General features: G+C 66.9%; 20 protein-coding genes, 1 pseudogene and 1 riboswitch. Of the genes and pseudogenes, 15 read left to right on the forward strand and 6 right to left on the reverse strand.

Going from position 1 to position 17,470, the window contains the following annotated elements; all coding sequences use genetic code 11:
• Window positions 1-77: 77 nt before the first annotated feature.
• The gene (locus AC3WTD_RS04400) at window positions 78-968 is read left to right on the forward strand and encodes a glycosyltransferase family 2 protein (protein WP_492613022.1); all 891 of its coding nucleotides are present in this window, start codon (window positions 78-80) and stop codon (window positions 966-968) included.
• A gap of 91 nt (window positions 969-1,059) precedes the next feature.
• Window positions 1,060-1,953, forward strand: a complete 894-nt coding sequence (locus tag AC3WTD_RS04405; protein ID WP_027493095.1) for a DMT family transporter — start codon at window positions 1,060-1,062, stop codon at window positions 1,951-1,953.
• On the opposite strand, the gene AC3WTD_RS04410 is transcribed toward AC3WTD_RS04405, so the two are convergent.
• Window positions 1,941-2,465, reverse strand: coding sequence for a DUF2127 domain-containing protein (locus tag AC3WTD_RS04410; protein ID WP_235642650.1), 525 nt, complete (start codon window positions 2,463-2,465; stop codon window positions 1,941-1,943). The two genes, AC3WTD_RS04405 and AC3WTD_RS04410, sit on opposite strands and share 13 nt — an antisense overlap.
• Window positions 2,466-2,644: 179 nt before the next feature.
• Here AC3WTD_RS04410 and AC3WTD_RS04415 point away from each other — a divergent pair, with 179 nt between their 5' ends.
• A complete protein-coding gene (locus tag AC3WTD_RS04415) occupies window positions 2,645-3,454 on the forward strand; it encodes a class I SAM-dependent methyltransferase (RefSeq protein ID WP_492613023.1) in 810 nt (269 codons plus the stop codon).
• An 85-nt stretch (window positions 3,455-3,539) separates the two neighbouring features.
• On the opposite strand, the gene AC3WTD_RS04420 is transcribed toward AC3WTD_RS04415, so the two are convergent.
• Both AC3WTD_RS04420 and AC3WTD_RS04425 read right to left on the reverse strand, forming a co-directional pair.
• Complete coding sequence (locus tag AC3WTD_RS04420) at window positions 3,540-3,734, reverse strand: YbdD/YjiX family protein (protein ID WP_027493093.1); 195 nt, start codon at window positions 3,732-3,734, stop codon at window positions 3,540-3,542.
• 10 nt (window positions 3,735-3,744) lie between these two features.
• The gene (locus AC3WTD_RS04425) at window positions 3,745-5,820 is read right to left on the reverse strand and encodes a carbon starvation CstA family protein (RefSeq protein WP_492613024.1); all 2,076 of its coding nucleotides are present in this window, start codon (window positions 5,818-5,820) and stop codon (window positions 3,745-3,747) included.
• A 172-nt stretch (window positions 5,821-5,992) separates the two neighbouring features.
• On the opposite strand from AC3WTD_RS04425, the gene AC3WTD_RS04430 reads away from it, so the two are divergent.
• From AC3WTD_RS04430 to AC3WTD_RS04440, 3 genes are all read left to right on the forward strand, one after another.
• Window positions 5,993-6,787, forward strand: coding sequence for a DUF4197 domain-containing protein (locus AC3WTD_RS04430; protein ID WP_492613025.1), 795 nt, complete (start codon window positions 5,993-5,995; stop codon window positions 6,785-6,787).
• A gap of 135 nt (window positions 6,788-6,922) precedes the next feature.
• Window positions 6,923-7,477: a peptide deformylase gene (gene def / locus AC3WTD_RS04435; protein WP_027493090.1), complete on the forward strand. Its 555-nt coding sequence runs from the start codon at window positions 6,923-6,925 to the stop codon at window positions 7,475-7,477.
• The gene (locus tag AC3WTD_RS04440; protein ID WP_027493089.1) at window positions 7,458-7,739 is read left to right on the forward strand and encodes a DUF427 domain-containing protein; all 282 of its coding nucleotides are present in this window, start codon (window positions 7,458-7,460) and stop codon (window positions 7,737-7,739) included. Before def ends, AC3WTD_RS04440 begins: the two co-directional genes overlap by 20 nt.
• 95 nt (window positions 7,740-7,834) lie before the next feature.
• On the opposite strand, the gene AC3WTD_RS04445 is transcribed toward AC3WTD_RS04440, so the two are convergent.
• On the reverse strand, window positions 7,835-8,566 hold the full coding sequence (locus AC3WTD_RS04445) for a hypothetical protein (RefSeq protein WP_027493088.1): 732 nt from the start codon (window positions 8,564-8,566) through the stop codon (window positions 7,835-7,837).
• Window positions 8,567-8,773: 207 nt separating this feature from the next.
• Here AC3WTD_RS04445 and AC3WTD_RS04450 point away from each other — a divergent pair, with 207 nt between their 5' ends.
• The 5 genes and pseudogenes from AC3WTD_RS04450 (at window position 8,774) to AC3WTD_RS04470 (ending at window position 10,425) form a co-directional block, all read left to right on the forward strand.
• The gene (locus tag AC3WTD_RS04450; protein ID WP_037089933.1) at window positions 8,774-9,007 is read left to right on the forward strand and encodes a hypothetical protein; all 234 of its coding nucleotides are present in this window, start codon (window positions 8,774-8,776) and stop codon (window positions 9,005-9,007) included.
• A 17-nt stretch (window positions 9,008-9,024) separates the two neighbouring features.
• A pseudogene (locus AC3WTD_RS04455) lies at window positions 9,025-9,213 on the forward strand (peptide deformylase); the annotation flags it as partial.
• Window positions 9,194-9,475: a DUF427 domain-containing protein gene (locus AC3WTD_RS04460; protein WP_027493085.1), complete on the forward strand. Its 282-nt coding sequence runs from the start codon at window positions 9,194-9,196 to the stop codon at window positions 9,473-9,475. The pseudogene AC3WTD_RS04455 and the gene AC3WTD_RS04460, both read left to right, overlap by 20 nt.
• Before the next feature lie 67 nt (window positions 9,476-9,542).
• Window positions 9,543-9,707, forward strand: a complete 165-nt coding sequence (locus AC3WTD_RS04465; RefSeq protein ID WP_185754659.1) for a hypothetical protein — start codon at window positions 9,543-9,545, stop codon at window positions 9,705-9,707.
• 214 nt (window positions 9,708-9,921) lie between these two features.
• Entirely contained in the window at window positions 9,922-10,425 is a 504-nt protein-coding gene (locus AC3WTD_RS04470; protein ID WP_492613026.1) for a hypothetical protein, read from the forward strand.
• 14 nt (window positions 10,426-10,439) lie between these two features.
• Here AC3WTD_RS04470 and pyrF read toward each other — a convergent pair whose 3' ends face one another.
• Together pyrF and ettA are read right to left on the reverse strand one after the other, a co-directional pair.
• A complete protein-coding gene (gene pyrF / locus AC3WTD_RS04475) occupies window positions 10,440-11,252 on the reverse strand; it encodes an orotidine-5'-phosphate decarboxylase (RefSeq protein WP_492613027.1) in 813 nt (270 codons plus the stop codon).
• A gap of 174 nt (window positions 11,253-11,426) precedes the next feature.
• Window positions 11,427-13,094, reverse strand: coding sequence for an energy-dependent translational throttle protein EttA (gene ettA, locus AC3WTD_RS04480; protein ID WP_008435933.1), 1,668 nt, complete (start codon window positions 13,092-13,094; stop codon window positions 11,427-11,429).
• Window positions 13,095-13,284: 190 nt separating this feature from the next.
• Here ettA and glyA point away from each other — a divergent pair, with 190 nt between their 5' ends.
• The 4 genes from glyA (at window position 13,285) to AC3WTD_RS04500 (ending at window position 17,406) form a co-directional block, all read left to right on the forward strand.
• Window positions 13,285-14,538 (forward strand): serine hydroxymethyltransferase, encoded by a 1,254-nt coding sequence (gene glyA / locus AC3WTD_RS04485; protein WP_492613028.1) that lies wholly within the window; start codon window positions 13,285-13,287, stop codon window positions 14,536-14,538.
• A 106-nt stretch (window positions 14,539-14,644) separates the two neighbouring features.
• Complete coding sequence (nrdR, locus tag AC3WTD_RS04490) at window positions 14,645-15,154, forward strand: transcriptional regulator NrdR (protein ID WP_027493082.1); 510 nt, start codon at window positions 14,645-14,647, stop codon at window positions 15,152-15,154.
• A gap of 128 nt (window positions 15,155-15,282) precedes the next feature.
• Window positions 15,283-16,344 carry a bifunctional diaminohydroxyphosphoribosylaminopyrimidine deaminase/5-amino-6-(5-phosphoribosylamino)uracil reductase RibD gene (gene ribD, locus AC3WTD_RS04495; RefSeq protein ID WP_492613029.1) on the forward strand — a complete coding sequence of 354 codons (1,062 nt, stop codon included), beginning with the start codon at window positions 15,283-15,285 and terminating at the stop codon, window positions 16,342-16,344.
• Between the two features lie 109 nt (window positions 16,345-16,453).
• Window positions 16,454-16,636: riboswitch (FMN riboswitch) on the forward strand.
• A 128-nt stretch (window positions 16,637-16,764) separates the two neighbouring features.
• Complete coding sequence (locus AC3WTD_RS04500) at window positions 16,765-17,406, forward strand: riboflavin synthase (RefSeq protein ID WP_492613030.1); 642 nt, start codon at window positions 16,765-16,767, stop codon at window positions 17,404-17,406.
• Window positions 17,407-17,470: the final 64 nt, after the last annotated feature.

Here is a 17,470-nt window from a genome sequence, read left to right on the forward strand (position 1 = left end):
GCCGCCGCAGGCCACGGGTCGCTGGCCATGCCGTGCGGGCTGTTCTCCCTGCGCGCATCTTTGCGCATACTTGCCGAATGAGCACGCCCGCTTCCCAACGATCACCGTTCGCGCCGGCGCTCAGCGTGGTCGTGGTATCCGCCGACAGCGGCCCGAGCTTGCGCGAATGCGTGCGCAGCGTGCTGGCCAGCACGCTGGCGCTGGAGTTGATCCTGGTCGACAACGATTCGCACGACGGCGTGCCCGAGGCGATCGAGCACGTGCATGCGCACGACCCCCGCCTCCGCTTGATCTACAACTCCCGCAACCTGGGCTTCGGCCCGGCGGTGAACCTCGCCGCGAAGCAGGCGTACGGCCAGGCGCTGCTGATCCTCAACCCCGATTGCCTGTTGCCGCAGGACGACCTGCAGCGATTGCTGGACCTGCTTTCCGGGCGACCCGGAGCGGGCCTGGTCGGCGCCGTAGTGTGCGATGCCGAGGGCCACCCCGATCCCGCGTCGTGGCGCCGCGACCCGCTGCTGTGGCGCGCGCTCAACAGCCTGTTCGGCCGCACCGGCGAGAAGATCAACATCGAGCGCGAGATTCCGGCCGAGGTGGTCGAGGCCGAGGCGGTATCGGGCGCGGTGATGCTGATGCCACGCGCGCTGTTCCAGCGTCTCGGCGGTTTCGACGAGGGCTATTTCCTGCATTGCGAAGACCTGGACCTGTGCCGCCGCGTGCGCAACCTCGGCTACCAGGTGCTGCTGGCCGGCGACGTGCGCGTGCAGCACGGCAAGGGCAGCTCCAGCCGGCACCGCCCGGTGTTCGTCAGCCGCCACAAGCACCGCGGCATGTGGCGCTGGTTCCGCAAGCACGACCCGGCCGCGCGCAATCCACTGGTGGCCTGCGTGGTGTGGCTGGGCATCTGGGGACATTTCCTGCTGCAGATTCCCGGCCAGCTGCTGCGGCGGAAAGCGAGGAGCGAGTGAAGGGAAGCGGAAAAATGGAGAAGGCAAAAGCGCCTTGCAGTGTCGCTGCTGTTCTCGCACTCCTCGCTTCTCTCTATTCACCTACCGCCCTATGAACGCACGCACCATCTCCCTTCTTGCCACCCTCGGCCTGCTGGTGATGACCGCCGTGTGGGGCTCCACCTTCGTGCTGATCAAGGACGTGGTCGGGCGCATGCCGGTGGCGGATTTCCTGGCCGTGCGCTTCGTCATCGCCGCCGTGGCCATGCTGGTGCTGTTCGCGCGGCCGGTGTGGCGGCTCGGCCGGCGGCAGGTGCTGCATGGCCTGCTGCTGGGCGCGATCTACGGCATCGGCCAGTTGCTGCAGACCTGGGGCCTGTCGCTGATCGCGCCCAGCGTCAGCGGCTTCGCCACCGGCATGTACGTGGTGTTCACGCCGATCCTCGCGCTGCTGCTGCTCGGCCAGCGCATGGCCGGCGTGGTGTGGCTGGCGGTGGGGCTGTCCACCGCGGGCCTGGCGCTGCTCTCGCTCAACGGCGTATCGGTGGACCTTGGCGTGTGGCTGACGCTGGCCTCGGCGGCGCTGTATGCGCTGCACATCGTGCTGCTTGGCCAGTGGTCGCGGCAGGGCGAGGCGTTCGGCTTGTCGGCGGTGCAGATGGTGGCGATCGCCGCGGTCTGTCTGCTCGCCACCGCGCCGCACGGGCCGGTGCTGCCGCCGGATCGCAGCGCCTGGTTCGCCGTGCTGTACATGGCGCTGATCGCCGGCGCCGGCGCGATGCTGATGCAGACCTGGGCGCAGTCGCACCTGCCGGCCACCCGCGCGGCGATCGTGATGACCACCGAACCGGTGTTCGCCGCCGCGTTCGCCGTGCTGCTCGGCAGCGACGTGCTGAGCTGGCGCATGCTCGCCGGCGGCGGGCTGATTCTGGCGGCGATGTACCTGGTCGAGTTGATGCCGCGGCGCGCGGCACTGTCCGCCGAGGCGGTCCATCACGAGGTGTGAGGCCTCGATGCACGTCGTGCTGCGCGCGTCTGCAGGGCGATGCGCACCAGGTACACCACGATCGCCACGTTGCCGACCAGCGTCGCCAGCTTCAGCCAGCCGAAGCGGTGCAGCGTCTCGTACAGTTCCAGCGGGATCAGCGAGCCGGTGGCGATCACGGTGAACCATTCGGCCCAGTACTTGCCCAGCCACAGGCCGATGCCCTCGATGCCGAACAGCACCGCGTAGCCGAGCGCGACCGCACCGACCGCCACGAAGCGGCTGGGCCCGAAATCCTGCAGCAGGCCGACCAGTTTCCAGCGCAGGCCGTTGCTGTCGGTCAGCGAGAGGTGTTCCAGCCAGTGCACCAGCTGTTCGAAGCTCTGCTGGTGGTCGAGGTGGAACGCCGCCATGGCTACCAGCAGCAGGCAGGCGGTCTTGATGATCTCGTAGACCGCGATGACGCGCAGGCCGGCATGGCGCGGTTGGGTTGCGGCCGGCGCGGGAGCAGGGGCGGGTTCGGCAGTGGGCATCGAGTGGCGATCGGAGTGGTTGGCGCTATTGTCGCCGATCCGGCGCCGGCGCCGGCGCTGTGCGGCGGCCGCGGCGATCGTCCATGCGCCCGTCATGCCGCAAGCTGCCACACTACGGGTGACGACCGCGCGAGCCGGAGGCGTTCGCGAAGACCGTTTTCTTCTTTCGGAGAGCCGCCATGCCCGATCGTGCCGAGGATGCCAGCTCCGCCGCGGCGACCAGCGGCGAATCCGCGCCGCACGGACCGTCGGCCGTCGGCCTGCATGACGCGAAACTTGCCGGTTGGTATGGCGAGGACAGCGGCGAGCTGTTCCGCGGCATGCCGATCGGCGCCGGCGACGTGGTGGTGGACGTCGGCTGCGGTGCTGGCGTCAACAGCGTGTTCTGCGCGCGCCATGGCGCCCACGTCTACGCCATTGACCGCGAACCGCAGGTGATCCGCGAGCTGCGCGCCCGGTTGAGCGTCGAAGCCCGCGGCGAGTACGCCGCGCTGGTCAGCGATGCGAATCCGCTGCCGCTGGACGACGGCATCGCCACGCGGGTGGTCTGCACCGAGGTGTTGCAGCATGTCGAGGATCCGCGCCGAATGCTGGCCGAGCTGGTGCGGGTCGGCGCGCCCGGCGCGCTCTACCTGCTCAGCGTACCTGGCGCGTTGCAGGAGGCGTTGCAGGACAAAGTGTTGCCGCCCGAGTATCGCGAACTGCCCGGTGGCGCCCTGCGGGTGATCGGTCGCGACGAGTTCGCGCAGTGGGTTGGCCAGGCCGGCCTGACGGTGGTGGAGCACACCCAGCACGGCTTCTTCTGGTCGATCTGGTGGGCATTGTTCTGGGGTTGCCAGGTGGAGCTGCACGACCCCGCGCACTCGGTGCTGGATCACTGGACCGCCGCCTGGCAGTCCCTGCTGGAGATGCCGCAGGGACTGCAGCTCAAGCGGCAGCTGGACGAATTCATGCCGATCAGCCAGATCATCGTGGCGCGCAAGCCCTGAGCGCGGCACTGCGGCGAACCGTGGCCGTGCTGTCGGATACTCCCCGTGCGCCGGCCCCTCCCGCAACAGGAGAGGGGCCGGGTGCTCAGCAGCAGCGTCCGCCAGTGCCCTTGTAGCGCGCTTCCTGGCGCTCGCGGAAGAACTCCTTGTAACTGGGCACCTCGCGTTCGGGGTGATGCTCGCGCAGGTGCTTCACGTAGATGTCGTAGTCGGGCACGCCGCAGCACAGGCGGGCGGTTTGCACCGCCCACTTGCCCACGGAACGGAAGCTCGCATTCATCGCGTCGTCCTCAGCCGGCCACGCTCGCCAGCGCCACGTACGGTTCCTCGTGCGCGGTCGGGTGGTTGGTCTGCCAGCCCCTGATCGCAGCGCGCAGGCAGAAGATCACCATCGCCACGACCAGCGCCATGAACAGGCCGGTCATCGCCATGTCCACGTAGTTGTTGGTGACGATCTGCTGCATCGCCGCCTGGGTCTTGGCCGGTGCCAGCAACTGGCCCCGCTGCATCGCCGCCGCGTACTTGTTCGCGGCGGCGGTGAAGCTGATCGGGCCGACCAGTTTCTCGTAGCCGGCGGTGAGCGTGCAGATGATCAGCCACAGCGCCGGGATGCCCGGCACCCATACGTAGCGCTCGCGCTTGAGCTTCACCACCACCACCGTGGCCAGCATCAGCGCGATCGCGGCCAGCATCTGGTTGGCGATGCCGAACAGTGGCCACAGCGTATTGATGCCGCCGAGCGGATCGACCGCACCCTGGTACAGGAAGTAGCCCCACAGCACCACGCAGATCGCGGTGGCCAGCAGGTTGCCGGTCCACGACTCGGTGGCCTGCAGCGGCTTGTGGATCAGGCCGGCGATCTCCTGGATCATGAAGCGGCCCACGCGGGTGCCGGCGTCCACCGTGGTGAGGATGAACAACGCCTCGAACAGGATCGCGTAGTGGTACCAGAACGCCACCATGCCCTCGCCGGGGATGATGTTGTGCAGCAGCTGGGCCATGCCCACCGCCAGCGTCGGTGCGCCGCCGGCGCGGCTGAGGATGCTGTTCTCGCCGATGTCTTTCGCGGTCCGCATCAACTCATCCGGAGTCACCACGAAGCCCCACTGGCTGATCGTGGTGGCGGCCTGCTCCACGGTGGTGCCGATGATCGCACCGGGCGCATTCATCGCGAAGTACACACCCGGGTGCAGCGAGGCGGCGGCGACCAGCGCCATGATCGCCACGAACGCCTCCATCAGCATGCCGCCGTAGCCGACCATGCGCGCCTGGCCTTCGTTGGCCAGCAGCTTCGGCGTGGTGCCGGAGGCGATGATCGAATGCCAGCCGGATACCGCGCCGCAGGCGATGGTGATGAACAGGAACGGGAACAGGTTGCCGGCGAACACCGGGCCGGTGCCGTCGATGAACTTGGTCACCGCGGGCATCTGCAGGGTCGGCGCGGCCAGGAAGATCGCCAGCGCCAGCAGCGCGATGGTGCCGATCTTGAGGAAGGTGCTGAGGTAGTCGCGCGGCGCCAGCAACAGCCACACCGGCAGCACCGAGGCCACGAAGCCGTAGCCGATCAGCCACCAGGCCAGCGTCTTGGCATCCATGTCGAAGATCGGCGCCAGCGCGGCAGAGTCGGCCACGAACTTGCCGGCCCAGATCGAGGCCAGCAGCAGCACCAGGCCGATGATCGACACTTCCAGGATGCGGCCCGGGCGGAACCAGCGCATGTAGCCGCCCATCAGGAACGCGATCGGGATGGTGGCGGCCACGGTGAAGGTGCCCCACGGGCTGTGCGTGAGCGCCTTGACCACCACCAGCGCCAGCACCGCCAGCACGATCATCATCAGCACCAGCACGCCGATCATCGCTACGATGCCGGGCATCGGGCCCAGCTCCTCGCGCAGCATGTGGCCGAGCGAGCGCGCGTCGCGGCGCAGCGACAGGCCCAGGATCATGAAATCCTGCACCGCGCCGGCGAACACCACGCCGAACAGGATCCACAGCGTGCCGGGCAGGTAGCCCATCTGGGCGGCCAGCACCGGGCCGACCAGCGGGCCGGCGCCGGCGATCGCGGCGAAGTGGTGGCCGAACACCACCCACTTGTCGGTCGGCACGTAGTCCAGGCCGTCGTTGCGCAGGACCGAGGGTGGTGCGCGGGTCGGGTCCAGCTTCAGCACCGAGTGTTCGATGAACTTGCCGTAGAAGCGGTAGCCGATCACGAAGATCGCGATCGAGGCGGCTACCAGCCAGATTGCGTTGATCGGCTCGCCCCGGCGCAGGGCCACCACGCCCAGGCAGAACGCGCCGACGATGGCGATGGCGACCCACAATATCCTGCTGGCAGGGCTGGGCTTGGGCATGACGGCGGCTTGCATGGGCGGGCTCTCCTGGGCAGTGCCGCAAGATTCGTACCGTCGGCCGTGGCGGTCAATCCCGAAACCGGCAAAGCGGCATTAGCCATTGGTCGAATAGCGAAGCCCGCGTCGTCACGCCGTGACGAGGCGGCGACGCTACACTGGCCCCCCCCCTGACCACAAGGAATTCGTCATGCGCATCGCGGTTCGCTACGGTTTGCTGAGCCTTGTGCTCGCCGTCGCCGCGCTGCCGCTGACGGCCACCGGTTCCGGTCAGTTCAAGGGCCTGCTGAACAAGGTCAAGCAGTCGACGCAGCCGTCCAGTTCATCGCAGCTCGGCAACAACCTGCCGACCAGCGACATCGCCGCCGGGCTCAAGCAAGCACTGGCCAAGGGCACCACCAACGCGATCAACAGCCTCGGCCGTGACGGCGGCTTCTGGAACAACAGCAAGGTGCGCATCCCGCTGCCGGGCAAGCTAGAACGGGCCGGCAAGCTGGCGCGCCAGCTGGGCCAGGGCGCCAAGGTCGACGCGTTCGAGCTGAGCATGAACCGCGCGGCGGAGAAGGCGGTGCCGCAGGTGGCTGAGATCTTCGGCGACGCGATCCGCAGGATGACGCTGGACGACGCGCGCGGCATCCTCGCCGGCGGCGACCACGCGGCCACCGATTTCTTCCGCCGCACCGCCGGCGACGCACTGACCGCGCGCATCCACCCGATCGTGGCCAAGGCCACCGACAGCGTCGGCGTCACCCAGAAGTACAAGTCGTTCACCGCCGGCAGCATGGGCGGCGAACTCGGTGGCGTGCTCGGCGCGCTCGGCGGCGGCAATTCGAACAAGGGCGGCAGCCCGCTGAACCTGGACGACTACGTAACGGCGAAAACCCTGGACGGCCTGTTCACCACCATCGGCGAGCAGGAGCAGTCGATCCGCCACAACCCCGCCGCACGCACCACCGACCTGCTGAAGAAGGTGTTCGGCGTTTGAAGCCGCTTGCGACTTCAACAAATGGGTACGAGGCTTTGCCCGGCTTTCTGCCGTTGAAGCATGGGGCATCGCCGCTTGTACCGGCATCGCATCGACCACAGATCACCCAGTAACAGTGTTCAAGGCGAGGTCCTCATGGTCCGTGAAATCCTCAAGATGGGCGACCCGCGCCTGCTGCGCATCGCGCCGCTGGTGCGCCCCGCGATGCTGGGCAGCGCGGAACTCGATGCGCTGATCGCCGACATGTTCGAGACCATGCAGGCCGCTGATGGGGTCGGCCTGGCCGCACCGCAGATCGGTGTCGATCTGCAGCTGGTGATCTTCGGCTTCGAGCATTCCGAACGCTACCCGGACGCGCCCGAAGTGCCGCGCACCATCCTGCTCAACCCGGTGATCACGCCGCTGTCGCAGGACATGGAGGAGGGCTGGGAAGGCTGCCTGTCGGTGCCCGGCCTGCGCGGCGCGGTGAACCGCTGGACGCTGATCCGCTACGAAGGCATCGACCCGAAGGGCGCGCGCATCGAACGCACCGCCGAGGGCTTCCACGCGCGCGTGGTGCAGCACGAATGCGACCACCTGATCGGCCGGCTGTACCCCTCGCGCATCACCGACTTCAGCAAGTTCGGCTACACCGACGTGCTGTTTCCGGGGCAGAACATGGAGACGGCCGATGCGCGCAATGTGGAATGACACCGTGCTCGCAGAGAGCAACGATACGGTGGTGGTCGAGGGCAATCACTATTTTCCTGCCGATTCGCTCCGACGCGAGTATTTCCGCGACAGCGATCATCACAGTGTCTGTCCGTGGAAGGGCACGGCCAGTTACTACGACCTGGTGGTCGGCGATGCGGTCAATCCGCAAGCGGCCTGGTACTACCCGCAACCGAAGGATGCCGCCGCGCAGATCAAGGGTCGCGTGGCGTTCTGGCATGGTGTTGAGGTGGTGAGCTGACTACCTCGGTTGCCGTCGGGTCCAGCATGCCGGTACGCATCGCGGCCGACTGATGCCCTTGCGCAGCCAGCGGCTGCACAAGGGCATTGTTGTCGTCAGTGCTTTTGATCCTGCACGGCCTTGGCTGCCGATTCCGCGTCGTCGAACCGCCACGCCGGCTTGTTCGTCCCGTCGAGGTTCAGCTGCGCGCGCGGGAGGCCGTCCTTGCCGTTGAGCTTGATGTGGGCGCTGTTGGTATCGGTGCCCAATTCAATGCCAGTGTCCTTCGCCTTGGGATCGCCGTAGTTGATGATCATCCCGGCGAAGCCTTCCTTGTCGTCGACCATCATGCCGATCGCATCATAGGGCGGAGTGGCCCGGTCCAATCCGAACACGGCACGCCCCATGCCCATGTAGCCCATGCCGCCGCGCTCATTGCCCTTCGGGTCGTACAGCGTCAAGCCGTAGTTGTCGCCATCGCCGATGCGCTTGTAGCTCTCGCCGCCAATGAAGGGTGCGGGCATTTGTCCAAGCGCGAGGCGGTCCGCGCCGGTCGCGCCGAGGAAGATGATGCCGTCGGAGGCATCGTCCTTGCGCACGCGGTCCTTGCTGGCCGGTACCGGTGCGCCGATCAGGATGCGGTCGTGTCCCTGCGCATCGGTGATCACCAGGCCCTGTGCCCGGAGAATCGGGTCCGGTCTGGTCGGTGTGTCTGGCTTGCGCAGCAATGGCACGGCAGCCAGTGCGATCACCGCCAGCAGGGCGATGATCACCAGCATGCGCAAACGCGCTACTTCCCGTTGCAAGCGATTCCAGTCTTCCACGCGGACGTCGGTCTGTTCGGACATGCGTTGTCTTCCTTTTCCGGGTTGGGAATGCTGGGCCGGGCAGTCGCGACGCGGCATGCCGCGGACGCGCGCAGCTCTCACAGCTTACCGCGGCCGCACGAGTGCTGGTGCGCGCGGGAACACCGCCTGAACTTGCGGTGGCGTAAGCTGCTTGAGGGCGAATCTCTGCCCGGGAGAAGTTCGGTGAAGAAAGAAGATGAAACGCACATGCAGATCGTTTCGGCGGACATCAGCTCGGAATCGCTGACCGGCATGGTGATCTTCCGGCCGCATTGCATGTCCCGTGCGGGGCGCAAGGTGGACGAAGCCGGCAAGAGCGGCAACTGGTATGCCTTGCGTCCCGCCGAGGTGCGCAGCTTCGCGCGGGCGCTGCTGGATGCGGCCGATACGCTGGATCTGAAAACGAAGACGCTGCAGGCGGCGAAGACGGCGACGGGCTGACCGCTGTGCCGGCGCGCGACTCGAAGGGAGCGCGCATCGAACGCACCGCCGAAGGCTTCCACGCCCGCGTGGTGCAGCACGAGTGTGACCACCTGATCGGTTGGCTGTACCCCTCACGCATCACCGACTTCGGCAAGTTCGGCTATACCGAGGTGCCGTTTCCGGGCCAGAACATGGAGACGGCTGATGCGCGCGATGTGGAATGACACCGTTCTCGCAGAGAGCAACGATACGGTGGTGGTCGAGGGCAACCACTATTTCCCCGCCGACTCGCTCCGGCGCGAGTATTTCCGCGACAGCGATCATCACAGTATCTGTCCATGGAAGGGCACGGCGAGTTACTACGACCTGGTTGTCGGCGATGCGATCAATCCGCAAGCTGCCTGGTACTACCTGCAACCGAAAGATGCCGCCGCGCAGATCAAGGGGCGCGTGGCGTTCTGGCATGGTGTCGAAGTGGTGGGCTGACGACCTCGGCTGCCGCGGGCGCAGCGCTCGCGGATGATGCAGCACGCCCGAGAGAACATCCCCCGAGGTGGCGGCCCTGCTGGACAGCGTGTTGCTGTGGCACCTGCTGCATGACGGTTATCTGCTGGCGCTGCCCCTGTGCTGGCTGTGCGGTCGGCTGCTGCCTGGCGCGCTGGCGGCTGAATACCCATCAGTCGCTTGGCAGCAGGAAGGAATCAGCGAAGCCAGTTGAGTGTTTCGGACAACGTGGCATCGGCGGTGTGCACCGCAGCTGCAAAATCATCTTTGTTGCCGGCTTGGCTAGCACGGTACTCACCCACTACGAAGCGAAGTAGAGCAGGACTCCGGGGGTGTTGAGTGTGGCCGCCGCGGAGTGCAAAGTTGACAACCGCAAAACCATTTTATAAATTGGTTTTGCGGCATTATGTCGTACTCCGGAGAAAGTCATGCCAACCATCACACTCTCAAAGGCCCTTCACGAGGAGCTGCAGGCGCTCGCGGGTGGAGCATTCGTAACAACAGTGCCCGAGGTAATTGAGCAGCTTTTGGAAGCATGGAAGAAAAAGGACGATCACAGCGCCGCAGAAAAGGGCAGGGGGGGCGAAGACCCATCGGGGTCTCACAGGCTCAGGAGTCCTCGTGAACGCGGCATCGAAGTCGTGTTTGACGGCAACAGAATTTCTGCTGTTTCGGTACCCGATTTGTACAGACAAGTCGGCAATGCCTTGCTTGCCGGTGGGTACGCGAAAAAAATGAATGAGCTTGATCCGTTCAGTACGAGCAGTAGACGATACTTGTACTCGTCGAAGGGTTTGCATCCGACTGGAGCACACTTCGTTCAACCTGTGAAGGTCGGCCCGTTTGTGATGGAAGCGCATAAAGACTACAAGAATGCGTTGGCCCATCTTGCCAAGCTATGCGGAAAACTTGGCGGCAGTCTCGACTACTGACGTTGGACTCAAGATTAACGATGGGCGTTGATCTGAGCGCGCAGCTTCAGCGTGGCGGTGCGCGCGGTTTCGGCGAAGTTCTCGTCGTGGCCGGCGTAGAGGATCGCACGCGAAGAGCTGATCATCAGACCCGTGCCGTCGGCGGTGGCGCCGTGTTCAAGTACGGCCTCCACGTCGCCGCCCTGGGCGCCGATGCCGGGCACCAGCAGCGGCATGTCACCGACCAGGGCGCGCACCTTGCCCAGTTCCTCCGGCCAGGTGGCGCCGGTGACCAGCGCGCAGTTGCCGTTGGCGTTCCAGTCGCGGGCGACGGTCTCGGCCACACGCAGGTAGAGCGGCAGGCCGCCGCAGTCCAGCGCCTGGAAGTCGGCGCCGCCGGGGTTGGAGGTGCGGCAGAGCAGGATCACGCCCTTGTCGGCGCACTCCAGGAACGGCGCGATGGAGTCTCGGCCGAGGTAGGGGTTGAGCGTCACCGCGTCGGCGCGGTAGCGCTCGAACGCCTCGCTGGCGTAGTGCTGCGCGGTGGAGCCGATGTCGCCGCGCTTGGCATCGAGGATCACCGGCACGCCGGGATGCTTCGCGTGGACGTGCGCAATCAGTCGCTCCAGTGCGTCCTCGGCGCGCAGCGCGGCGAAGTGCGCGATCTGCGGCTTGAACGCGCAGACGAGGTCCGCCGTGGCGTCGACGATGGCGGCGCAGAAGGCGAACACCGCATCGGGCGCGCCGCGCAGGTGCGCGGGGAATTTTGCCGGTTCCGGATCGAGGCCGACGCAGACCAACGAGTGGTTGCGCTGCCAGGCGGCTTGGAGGGAAGACATGAAGTGCATCGGTGGCTCCGTTCCAGGTTCCCCTTCTCCCTTTGGCGACCTTGGGAGTCCCCTTGTGGGTGAGAAGGTGCCCCGAAGGGGCGGATGAGGGTGCGGGCGGGGCGCTGCGTCCACACCCGGCGCAAGCCCCGAACCCTCACCCCAACCCTCTCCCGGAGGGAGAGGGGGCCAACGTCAGGCCAGCTTCTTGTACTTCACCCGGTGCGGCCGCGCACCTTCGTCGCCCAGGCGGCGCTTCTTGTCGGCCTCGTACTCGTTGTAGTTGCCGGGGAAGAACTCCACGTGCGAGTCGCCCTCGAACGCGATGATGTGGGTGGCGATGCGGTCGAGGAACCAGCGGTCATGCGAGATCACCATCGCGCAGCCGGGGAATTCCAGCAGGGCGTCTTCCAGCGCGCGCAGGGTTTCCACGTCGAGGTCGTTGGACGGTTCGTCGAGCAGCAGCACGTTGCCGCCCTGCAGCAGGGTCTTGGCCATGTGCAGGCGGCCGCGCTCGCCGCCGGACAGGCTGCCGACGATCTTCTGCTGGTCGGTGCCCTTGAAGTTGAAGCGACCGATGTACGCGCGCGACTGGATCTCGAAGTTGCCGATGGTGAGGATGTCCGAGCCGCCGGACACTTCCTGCCACACGTTGTTCTTCGGGTCGAGCGCCTCGCGCGACTGGTCGACATAGGCCAGCTTGGTGGTGTGGCCCAGCTTCACCTCGCCCGAGTCCGGCGTCTCCTTGCCCATGATCATCTTCATCAGGGTGGACTTGCCGGCGCCGTTCGGGCCGATCACGCCGATGATGGCGCCCGGCGGCACCTTGAACGACAGGTCCTCGATCAGCACGCGGTCGCCGAACGACTTGGTGACGTTCTTGAACTCGATCACCTCCTGGCCCAGGCGCTCGCCCGGCGGGATGAAGATCTCGTTGGTCTCGTTGCGGCGCTGGTAGTCGACCGAGTTCAGTTCCTCGAAGCGGGCCAGGCGGGCCTTGCCCTTGGACTGGCGGCCCTTGGCGGCCGAACGCACCCACTCCAGCTCCTTCGCGATCGCCTTCTGGCGCGACTTCTCCTGGTTCGCTTCCTGCTTCAGGCGGGCGTCCTTCTGCTCCAGCCACTCGGTGTAGTTGCCCTTCCACGGAATGCCGCGGCCGCGGTCGAGTTCGAGGATCCACTCGGCGGCGTTGTCGAGGAAGTAGCGGTCATGGGTGACCGCCACCACGGTGCCGGGGTAGTCGTGCAGGAACTGCTCCAGCCAGTCCACCGATTCGGCGTCCAGGTGGTTGGTCGGTTCGTCCAGCAGCAGCATGTCCGGCTTGGACAGCAGCAGGCGGCACAGCGCCACGCGGCGCTTCTCGCCGCCGGACAACGGGCCGACCTTGGCTTCCCACGGCGGCAGGCGCAGCGCGTCGGCGGCCACTTCCAGCTGGCGCTCCAGCGCGTGCGCGTCGTTCGCGGCCAGCAGGTTTTCCAGCTGTTCCTGTTCCTTGGCCAGCTTGTCGAAATCTGCGCCATCCTCGGCGTAGGCGGCGTAGACCTCCTCCAGCCGCTTCTGCGCATCGAGGACCACGGACACGCCTTCTTCCACCACCTCGCGCACGGTCTTCTCCGGATTCAGGTCCGGCTCCTGCGCCAGGTAGCCGATCTTGGTGCCCGGCTGTGCGCGCGCCTCGCCCTGGAAGTCGGTATCCACGCCGGCCATGATCTTCAGCACGGTGGACTTGCCCGCGCCGTTGACGCCGAGCAGGCCGATCTTGGCGCCGGGGAAGAAGCTGAGCGAGATGTCCTTGATGATCTGCCGTTTCGGCGGGACGATCTTGCTGACCCCGTTCATGGTGTAGATGTACTGCGAGCTCATGCAACCTCCGAAAGCGGGCACCGCGCCGCCGGTAAGGCGGCCACGGTAAAGGGAATTCGTCAAACCGCGTATTATAGCGGTTTGCGGCCCGCTACCGCGGCCAACTGGTGGCTCGGCCGGGCGGTGGTCGCAACCGTGCGGCAGCGCTACACTTTCCGGTTGAACCCGCTCCCCACCTGCCGAGGCCAGAATGTTTCCGAAGAACTGCACGATCGCCGGTTATGACGACGAACTGGCCAAGGCCATCGCGGACGAGGGCCAGCGCCAGGAAGATCACGTCGAGCTGATCGCCTCGGAGAACTACGCCAGCCCGCGGGTGATGGAGGCGCAGGGTTCCAAGCTCACCAACAAGTACGCCGAGGGCTACCCGGGCAAGCGCTACTACGGCGGCTGCGAGTACGTGGACATCGCCGAGAAGCTGGCGATCGAGCGGCTGAAGCAGCTGTTCGACTGCGACTACGCCAACGTGCAGCCGCACTCCGGCTCGCAGGCGAACCAGGCGGTGTATCTGGCGCTGCTACAGCCGGGTGACACCATCCTGGGCATGTCGCTCGCCCACGGCGGTCATCTCACCCACGGCGCCAAGGTCAACATCAGCGGCAAGCTGTTCCACGCGGTGCAGTACGGCGTCGATGAGAACGGCCTGATCGACTATGACGAGCTGCAGCGCCTGGCCACCGAACACCAGCCGAAGATGCTGGTCGGCGGCTTCAGCGCCTACTCGCAGGTCATCGACTGGGCGCGCATGCGCCGGATCGCCGATTCGGTCGGCGCGCTGTTCTTCGTCGACATGGCCCACGTCGCCGGCCTGGTCGCCGCCGGCGTGTATCCGAGCCCGCTGCCGCATGCGCACGTGGTCACCTCGACCACGCACAAGACCATGCGTGGCCCACGCGGCGGTTTCATCGTGGCCAAGGGCGCCGGCGAGGAGATCGAGAAGAAGCTGCAGTCGATCGTATTCCCCGGCATCCAGGGCGGCCCGCTGATGCACGTGATCGCGGCCAAGGCGGTGGCGTTCAAGGAAGCGCTGGAGCCGGCGTTCAAGGAATACCAGACGCAGGTGGTGAAGAACGCCAAGGCGATGGCGAAGACGTTCATCGAACGCGGTTACAAGATCGTCTCCGGCGGCACCGAGAACCATCTGATGCTGGTCGACATGATCGGCAAGCCGATCACCGGCAAGGACGCCGAGGCCGCGCTGGGCAAGGCGCACATCACGGTCAACAAGAACGCCGTGCCGAACGACCCGCAAAAGCCGTTCGTCACCTCCGGCCTGCGCGTGGGCACCCCCGCCGCCACCACCCGCGGCTACAAGGAAGCGGACTGTGTGGAACTGGCCGGCTGGATCTGCGACGTGCTGGATGCGCCGACCGACGCGGCGGTGATCACCCGCGTGCGCGAGGCAGTGACGGCGCAGTGCAAGAAGTATCCGGTGTATGGCTGAGAGGCCGGGATTCGGGAGACGGGATTCGGGATTCGGAAGAGTCCCGGTCTCGCGGGCTTCCCGCTTTTCCGAATCCCGAATCCCCAATCCCGAATCCCGCCGCTGAATGCATTGCCCCTTCTGCCAGCACGAAGACACCCGCGTGATCGACTCGCGGCTCACCGAGGACGGCAGCACCGTGCGCCGTCGGCGCGAGTGTCCGCAGTGCGGCGAGCGTTTCAACACGTTCGAGACGGCCGAGCTGAAGCTGCCGACGGTCGTGAAGAGCGGCGAGCGGCGCGAGACGTTCGACGAGCGCAAGCTGCGGGTAAGTTTCGAGCGCGCGCTGCAGAAACGGCCGGTGACCAGCGACGCGGTGGACGCGGCGGTACGCGCCATTGTCAACGACCTGCGCCGCAGCGGCGAGCGCGAGGTGCCGTCGCGTCAGGTCGGCGAGCTGGTGATGCGCGAGCTGAAAAACCTCGACCAGGTCGCCTACGTGCGCTTCGCCTCGGTCTACCGCAAGTTCGAGGACGTGCATGCGTTCCGCGAGGAGATCGAGAAACTCGAGCGCGACCTGCCGGGTTTGTCCGAATTGCAGTTGCCCCTGCTAGGCGGCGGCAAGCGCAAACCGTAGGAGCCCGCTGGCGGGCGATGCTCTTGCCGTTACGAATCCCGAATCCCGAATCCCGGCCCCAAGAGCATCGCCCGCCAGCGGGCTCCTACAATGGACGTATGACATTTTCCGGCACTGATCACACCCATATGGCGCATGCCCTGCGCCTGGCCGAGCACGGCCTGTACACCACCCAGCCGAACCCGCGGGTGGGTTGCGTGATCGCGCATGGCGACGAGGTGGTCGGCACTGGCTTTCATCGACGCGCTGGCGAGCCGCATGCCGAGGTGTTCGCGCTGCGCGAGGCGGGTGAACGGGCGCGTGGCGCCACCGCCTACGTGACGCTGGAGCCGTGCGCGCACCACGGGCGCACGCCACCATGCGCCGATGCGCTGGTGGCCGCCGGCGTCGGGCGGGTGGTGATTGCGGCCGAAGACCCGTTCCCGCAGGTCGACGGCCGCGGCATCGGCAAGCTGCGCGCCGCCGGCATCACCGTCGAACCCGGCCTGATGCGCGAAGCGGCGCTTGCGCTGAACTGCGGCTTCTTCAGCCGGATCGAGCGTGGCCGTCCGTTCGTGCGGGTGAAGCTGGCGATGAGCCTGGACGGGCGCACCGCGCTGGCCAATGGCGAATCGAAGTGGATCACCGGTGCGGCCGCGCGCGCCGACGTGCAGCGCTGGCGCGCGCGCAGCTCGGCAATCCTCACCGGCAGCGGCACCGTGCTGGGCGACGATCCGCGGCTCACCGTGCGCTTGCCCGACGACGCGGAGTTCATGCCGCCGCTGCGCGTCGTGCTGGACCGCCGGTTGCGTACGCCGGCCGGCAGCCATGTGCTGGACGGTTCCGCGCCAACCCTGCTGCTGCACGGGGAGGCGGCTTCCTGCAAGGACGACCGCTTCGCGCGGGTCGAGCGGGTGGCGCTGGCCACGCCAGACGACGCGCTCGACCTGCGCGAAGCGCTGGTCCTGCTGGCCGGGCGCGGCTGCAACGAGGTTCAGGTGGAGGCCGGCCCGACCCTGTGCGGCGCGCTGTTCACCGCCGGCCTGGTCGACGAGCTGCTGCTCTACGTCGCCCCGCTGCTGCTGGGCGACGGCGCGCGCCCGCTGTTGCGGCTGCCCACGCTCGACGAGATGGCGCGGCGCTGGCAACTACGGGTGGTCGACCAGCGCATGCTAGGTGCCGACTGGCGGCTGCAGCTGCGCCCGGCGTGACCCGCCCGGGTGTGCGCCATGGCGAACGCTGCATTCGCCATGGCGGCACGCGAGCCGGCGTGGCGACGGTGCTAGACTTCGCCAGCCGGCGATGCCGGCAGACATTACATAGCGTCTTCAGGGCGGGGCGAAATTCCCCACCGGCGGTAGGCCCCGGTTTTTACGGTTTGGGGGCGAGCCCGCGAGCGCTCACGGCAACCGCCGTGAGGTCAGCAGATCCGGTCGAATGCCGGAGCCGACGGTTGGAAGCGGGCGATCGCTTCCTCACAGTCCGGATAAAGAGAAGACGGCAGGCGGGCGCTGCACGGCGCGCGCCGTGCCTCATGCCTTGGGGCGTACTCGCTCAACATGCTGCGGGATACGTTTCATGAAATGCAGTGCATCCATGCGGTTCGCCATCCTCCGGCCGGGGGAGCGCTGATGTTCACCGGCATCATCCAGTCCGTGGGCCGCGTCGCGCGGCTCGAACCGCGCGGCGGCGACGTGCGGCTGCACGTCGATACCGCCGACCTCGACCTTGGCGACGCGCAGCTGGGCGACTCGATCGCCGTCTCCGGCGTGTGCCTCACCGCGATCGCGCTGGAGCCGCATGGCTTCAGCGCCGATGTCTCCAACGAGACCTTGTCGCTCACTTCGCTGGGCCAGCTGAAGGCCGGTGGCCCGGTGAACCTGGAAAAGGCGTTGCGCCTGGTTGACCGCCTTGGCGGGCACCTGGTCTCCGGCCACGTCGACGGCCTCGGCAAGGTGGTCTCGATCGCGCCGGACGGGCGCTCGCAGCGCTGGACCTTCGAGGTGCCGGCGGCGCTGGCGCGTTACATCGCGGCGAAAGGTTCGGTCTGCATCGACGGCACCAGCCTCACCGTCAACGAGGTGGCCGGCAACCGCTTCGGCGTCAACCTGATCCCGCACACCGTCGAGCACACCGCGTTCCACGCGCGCCGCGTGGGCGATGCGGTGAACATCGAGGTGGACGTGGTGGCGCGCTATATCGAGCGGCTGCTGTCGCGGGGCGAGACGCCGAAGCTGGACGAGGCCTTCCTTAAGCAGCACGGCTTCGCCTGATTTGAAGCCCCTCTCCCGCCGGGAGAGGGGTTGGGGTGAGGGTCCGTGCGAAGCCACGATACCT

This window comes from Rhodanobacter sp. FW106-PBR-R2A-1-15, from assembly GCF_058789735.1.